The organism is Acinetobacter sp. YH12039, from assembly GCF_013420015.1.
Lineage (GTDB): Bacteria > Pseudomonadota > Gammaproteobacteria > Pseudomonadales > Moraxellaceae > Acinetobacter > Acinetobacter amyesii.
The window spans coordinates 1-5168 of the sequence record NZ_VOZA01000091.1 but is presented as its reverse complement, the minus strand read 5'-3'; the positions used below and the strand labels follow the sequence as shown (position 1 = coordinate 5168).

Below are 5168 nucleotides of genomic sequence, written 5' to 3'. Positions count from 1 at the left end.
CTCATGAAATACGGTATTCTGATGTGACAAAACCTGAATCCTGGTCGTTAAAGTGTTTGTTTGCACTCATATTTTAACTGTTAGGACTCAGGTTTTTTTATTTAAAGCAAACTATGGGACAGCAGTGTGCTGAGGCATCCTTTTTTTTGCCCAGCATTGAGTGCGTTGCTTGTGAATGATGCACAGTTTTGTTGCGCCAATTAAGGATATACATTAAAAAATATATGCATTTTGCACATAAAATGAATGAAAAATAATGCAATTTAGCCCTTATTAAACTCGGCACAGCTTTTGCAATTGAGGCGTATTCCTTAATGAATCATTTGCAGGGTGTGCTTATGAATGAACATGATGAAAGTCCGCTGACCGAAACACCAGATACGCAGCGTAAAGGGTTTTTGCCTATCGCTTTGGTACTGTTCAGTTTTACGTTTTTTACGGGAACGATGTTTGCTGGCGGCAAAATTGGTGTCGCTTTTGAGTTTATCGATATTCTTTGGATTACTGCGATTGGTAATTTACTGCTGGCGCTGTATGCCGCATCACTGGGTCTAATTTCTGCTCGCAGCGGACTAAATACCGTACTTATGGGGCGTTTCTGCTTTGGCAATTTAGGCAGTAAATTGTCCGACTTTTTATTGGGCTTTGCGGAGCTGGGCTGGTTTGCATGGGGCACAGCAACTTTAGCTATTTCCTTAGCCAAGATTATTCATTTGCCAGAAGCATGGAATATTCCACTGATGGTGATGTTTGGCTTGGGCTTTTCTATTACTGCGCTGATTGGCTTTAAAGGCTTGGAATATCTTTCTCGAGTATCTATTCCCTTAATGTTCCTTTTATTGTTGGGTTCAATTTACCTAGCAACCAAAGAAATTGGCGGCTGGGAAGGTTTAAACAGTGTTCAACCGACGGAAAGCCTGACTTATGCGACAGCAATTACCATGGTTTTTGGCACTTTTGCTAGTGGTGCAACACAAATCACCAATTGGACACGTATGGCGAAAAGTAGCCGAGTAGCTGTTTGGGCCTGCCTGATTAGTTTTGTTATTGGCAATGGCCTAATGGTGCTAGCTGGGGCATGGATGGCAATTGTTTATCAGCAATCAGATATTGTGGAAGTGCTTATTTTGCAGGGCTTATCCCTAGCAGCCATTATTATGCTGTGTCTGAACCTCTGGACGATTCAAGGGCCAACGATTTACAACGTCTCTGCAGCAGCATGCCATTTGGTACGCAGTGAACGTCGTAAAACCATGGTTATGATTTCTGCTGTGGTCGGCATCATTCTCGCGGTGATGGGTATGTATGAGCTGCTGATTCCATTTTTATTACTGCTGGGTGCAATTATTCCGCCTGTGGGTGGCGTAATTATGGCGGACTATTGGGTGCGCTATAAGGGAAAATATCCACGTTTGGCAGAAGCTCAATTGCCTAACTTTAATTGGATTGGACTGATTGCTTACAGCTTGGGTGCAGTTTGCGCGTATACATCGCCTTGGATTGCGCCACTTGTTGGTATAGCAGTGGCATTTATATGCTATTCCGTACTGAATGCGCTCTTTCCAGTTAAGCAGGCTGTATTACAGCAGGCGGCGGAGTAAGCCATGAGCATGAGTGTGCAAGATGTGCTTAATCTGCCAGCCCTGTATGAAATGAAACTGCGGGCAGGGCAAAGCAATGTGCATAAAACCGTACGCTGGTTTTATGTTGCGGAAAATGAAAGTATTGCAGACTGGATTGAAGGTGGTGAGCTGGTTTTTGTCACAGGCATTAATTATGTGCGAGATGAAAACAACTTGCTGGCTTTGCTGGAACAGGCTTCACAGCGTAATGTTTCAGGCTTAGTGGTCATGACTGGTGCAGAGTTTATTCATGTAATTCCGCCTAGCGTGATTCAGCGCGCTGAAGAATTGCAGCTGCCTTTAATTGAACAGCCGTACAGCCTGAAAATGATTGAAGTCACGCATATCATTGGCACACGCTTAGTTCAGCTTTCTCAAGTAAAAAAATCTGCGCAGGATGTACTGACACAGCTATTAATGGGGGATTATCCCTCTTTAGAAACCATACAGCTGAGAGCCAAACATTTGGATCTGCCTGTGCTGGGTCGGCATGCTATTGCAGTCTTTAAATTAGGCAATATGCAAGCTTTGTTTCAAGGCGGTGAACAATCTCTGGAATCTCAGCTGTATCAGCGGAAGCAGCAGTGTTATGAGCAACTGGACAGTTGGTGCAAGCAGCATCAGCAGGTTTTTCCCGTTATCCGGCAAGGCGATCAATTTACTGCAGTACTGTCTTTAGAACATGACAGCCTTGAAGATTGGATGAAAGCATTATCCAGCCTCATTGAACATTTGAACACTTTAGATGCTGAGCTAAAAGTTTTTGCAGGACTGTCCAATCAAGTCAATTCCGCCGTCGCTTTTCAGCGCGGTTTTTGGGAAGCCTCGCAGGCGCAGGATATTGCTTTAGATGTGCAGGCAGAAAATGGTATTTGTCTCTACAAAAATTTAGGCATTTTGAAATTGCTCAAAGCCATTCCAAATAAATCAGTCATTCAGCAATTTATGCAGGAAACCATAGGCATGTTGCTGCTCAGTGACAAAAAACATCCTTATCTGCTGCTGGAAACCTTGGATGCCGTACTGAAAGAAAATGGCAACTTGAATGCATCTGCACAGCGTCTAGGCATTCACCGCAACACTTTAAATCAGCGCATTCAAAAAATTGAAGCACTAACAGGTCAGGCCATTAGCCATGCCAATTTTAGGCTGAATGCATCTGTTGCTTTGCTGATTTGGCACATGACCCACTAATTTATATAGATTGAAATAGGAAATACAGAGATGAATACAGCAAGCGCGAAAGTGATTAATGCAAAATTACGCCATAAAGAGGGATTGTATACAGTTGCCTATAGCAATGGAAAATTTGACCGTATTGAATTGCAAGATGGTGTGCTTCAAAGCAATGACAATCCAAACGGAGAATTTTCACAAATTATTGATGCCAAACAGCAGCTGCTTATGGCGCCAATGATTGATCCGCATATTCATCTTGATGCCGTACTGACAGCGGGTGAGCCTGAATGGAATATGTCGGGTACGCTGTTTGAAGGCATTGAGCGCTGGGGGCAACGTAAAGAAACTATTACTTTTGAAGATACTAAACTTCGTGCGAAAAAAACCGTGGATATGCTGGTGGCGCACGGTATACAGCATGTGCGGACTCATGTGGATGTTACAGATCCTGCGCTTACTGCACTGCACGCGATGCTAGAAGTGAAAGACGAAATTAAATCTAAAGTAAATCTGCAGATTGTGGCTTTTCCGCAAGAAGGAATTGAATCTTATAAAAATGGCCGCGGCTTGATGGAAGAAGCAATCAAGCTGGGTGCAGATGTGGTTGGCGGTATTCCGCACTTTGAATATACCCGTGAAAAAGGGGTGAGCTCAGTACATTTTCTGATGGATTTAGCTGAAAAATATGATCGTTTAGTCGATGTACATTGTGATGAAATTGATGATCCTGCATCGCGTTTTTTAGAAGTACTTGCTGATGAAGCGCGTGTACGCGGCATGGGGGAGCGTGTCACAGCCAGCCACACTACGGCTATGGGATCTTATGATAATGCGTATTGCTATAAGTTATTCCGCTTGCTAAAACGCTCGAAGATTAATTTTATTTCCTGCCCAACTGAAAGTATTCATTTGCAGGGCCGTTTTGATACTTATCCTAAACGCCGTGGATTAACCCGAGTTGCAGAAATTGACCGTGCAGGTATGAATATTAGTTTTGCTCAGGATTCAATTCGTGACCCGTGGTATCCAGTAGGCAATGGCAATATTCTGCGCATTTTGGATGCGGGTCTGCACATTTGCCATATGCTGGGCTATGAAGATTTACAGCGCTGCTTAGATTTTGTATCGGACAATTCTGCGAAAACACTGTGCTTGGGTAATCAATACGGGATAGAAGTTGGCCGCCCTGCAAGTTTTATTATTTTGCCGGGGCAGAATGATTATGATGTTGTCGCCAATCAAGCCAAAGCGGTGTTAAGTGTGCGGAATGGTAAAGTGATTATGCGCCGTGAAGAAGAGCAGGTACGTCTAATAGGAAATGGAAACTTCGCGAAAACAGCATAATTTGCATAAGCTATAAAAACGATGTAAAACCCATGCTTGGTATGGGTTTTATTCTAAAGATATGTATTTTTGGCAAACATGTATTATTGAAGAATCTGCATGCCTAAATTCAGTATTGAAATCATGTCGGCAATCCCTAAACTCTAAAAAGTCTATAGCATTCCATGGATAAAAATATTCTAGATAGTTTATATAGTTTTGAAGTAGTTCCCAGCTCTTATGATCAATTTTTCCTTCAAAAAGAATTTGTAATTGTTGTGCTTTTGTTCGTAAAGGAACAGCTATCTGAACCAGTTCGGAATAAATAGATTTATATTCATCCTCAGTTGTATGAATGGAGAAGCCATAAGCTAATTTGTAAATTTCTGAAGTAAATTTACTATGTAGATCCCAAACATCGGAAATCAATTTTGAAATTAAAGATAAATTATGTTGTTGTTTCCAATTCAAAACGAGTATTGCTGCAGTAACAGCGGCAAAAGTTGTAGCACTTGATGCTAAAAGAGAACTTATAAAATTTAAGTGTTCATAGTTTTTACTAAGATTAAAAAGTTTGTTACCGAAAGAAAAGTATAAATAAATAATGAATGAAGATGAAAGCGAATATTAAAAAAATTAAAATATGTGTATCGAGAATTATTTTAAAGATGCCGAATTTAATTTTTGAAAACATATTTTATAAATTACAATAGGTTGTTTTTCTTAGAGTGGCGCAAAAGTAAGAATAGTTCAATAGTTATGCATAAGGTATTCATTTAATATATTAATTTTTTAACAGCAGAACAATTATTCAGATGACCAATTTAATTGTTTAGTCTAGTAGTGCACTATTACCTATACTATTAATTAAAGCCCACATGCGTGAGCTTTAATTTCTACCGAATAAAATCTTTAATTAATAGATCTCTTTCATAAATCAAAAAACGATCTTCTTTTTGGTTAATATTTGCACTCCGGATTTCTTAGCATTCGTGCATAATCTGCGGATGAAATACATCGATTCAAACAAGCTTTCTGATCCTC

4 protein-coding genes are annotated in these 5168 nt (G+C 40.5%); 3 read left to right on the top strand and 1 reads right to left on the bottom strand.

Translation table 11 applies throughout. The features are described from left to right. Positions 1 to 314: 314 nt before the first annotated feature. Genes codB through codA form a run of 3 tightly spaced genes read left to right on the top strand, consistent with a single transcriptional unit; the run spans position 315 to position 4145 of the window. Positions 315 to 1601, top strand: a complete 1287-nt coding sequence (codB, locus tag FTT98_RS17230; RefSeq protein WP_257220835.1) for a cytosine permease — start codon at positions 315 to 317, stop codon at positions 1599 to 1601. Between the two features lie 3 nt (positions 1602 to 1604). Further along, positions 1605 to 2816, top strand: a complete 1212-nt coding sequence (locus FTT98_RS17225) for a PucR family transcriptional regulator (protein WP_180042322.1) — start codon at positions 1605 to 1607, stop codon at positions 2814 to 2816. A 30-nt stretch (positions 2817 to 2846) separates the two neighbouring features. Continuing rightward, on the top strand, positions 2847 to 4145 hold the full coding sequence (gene codA / locus FTT98_RS17220) for a cytosine deaminase (protein ID WP_180042324.1): 1299 nt from the start codon (positions 2847 to 2849) through the stop codon (positions 4143 to 4145). A 48-nt stretch (positions 4146 to 4193) separates the two neighbouring features. Here codA and FTT98_RS18220 read toward each other — a convergent pair whose 3' ends face one another. Further along, on the bottom strand, positions 4194 to 4595 hold the full coding sequence (locus tag FTT98_RS18220) for a hypothetical protein (protein ID WP_180184048.1): 402 nt from the start codon (positions 4593 to 4595) through the stop codon (positions 4194 to 4196). Between the last annotated feature and the right edge of the window lie 573 nt (positions 4596 to 5168).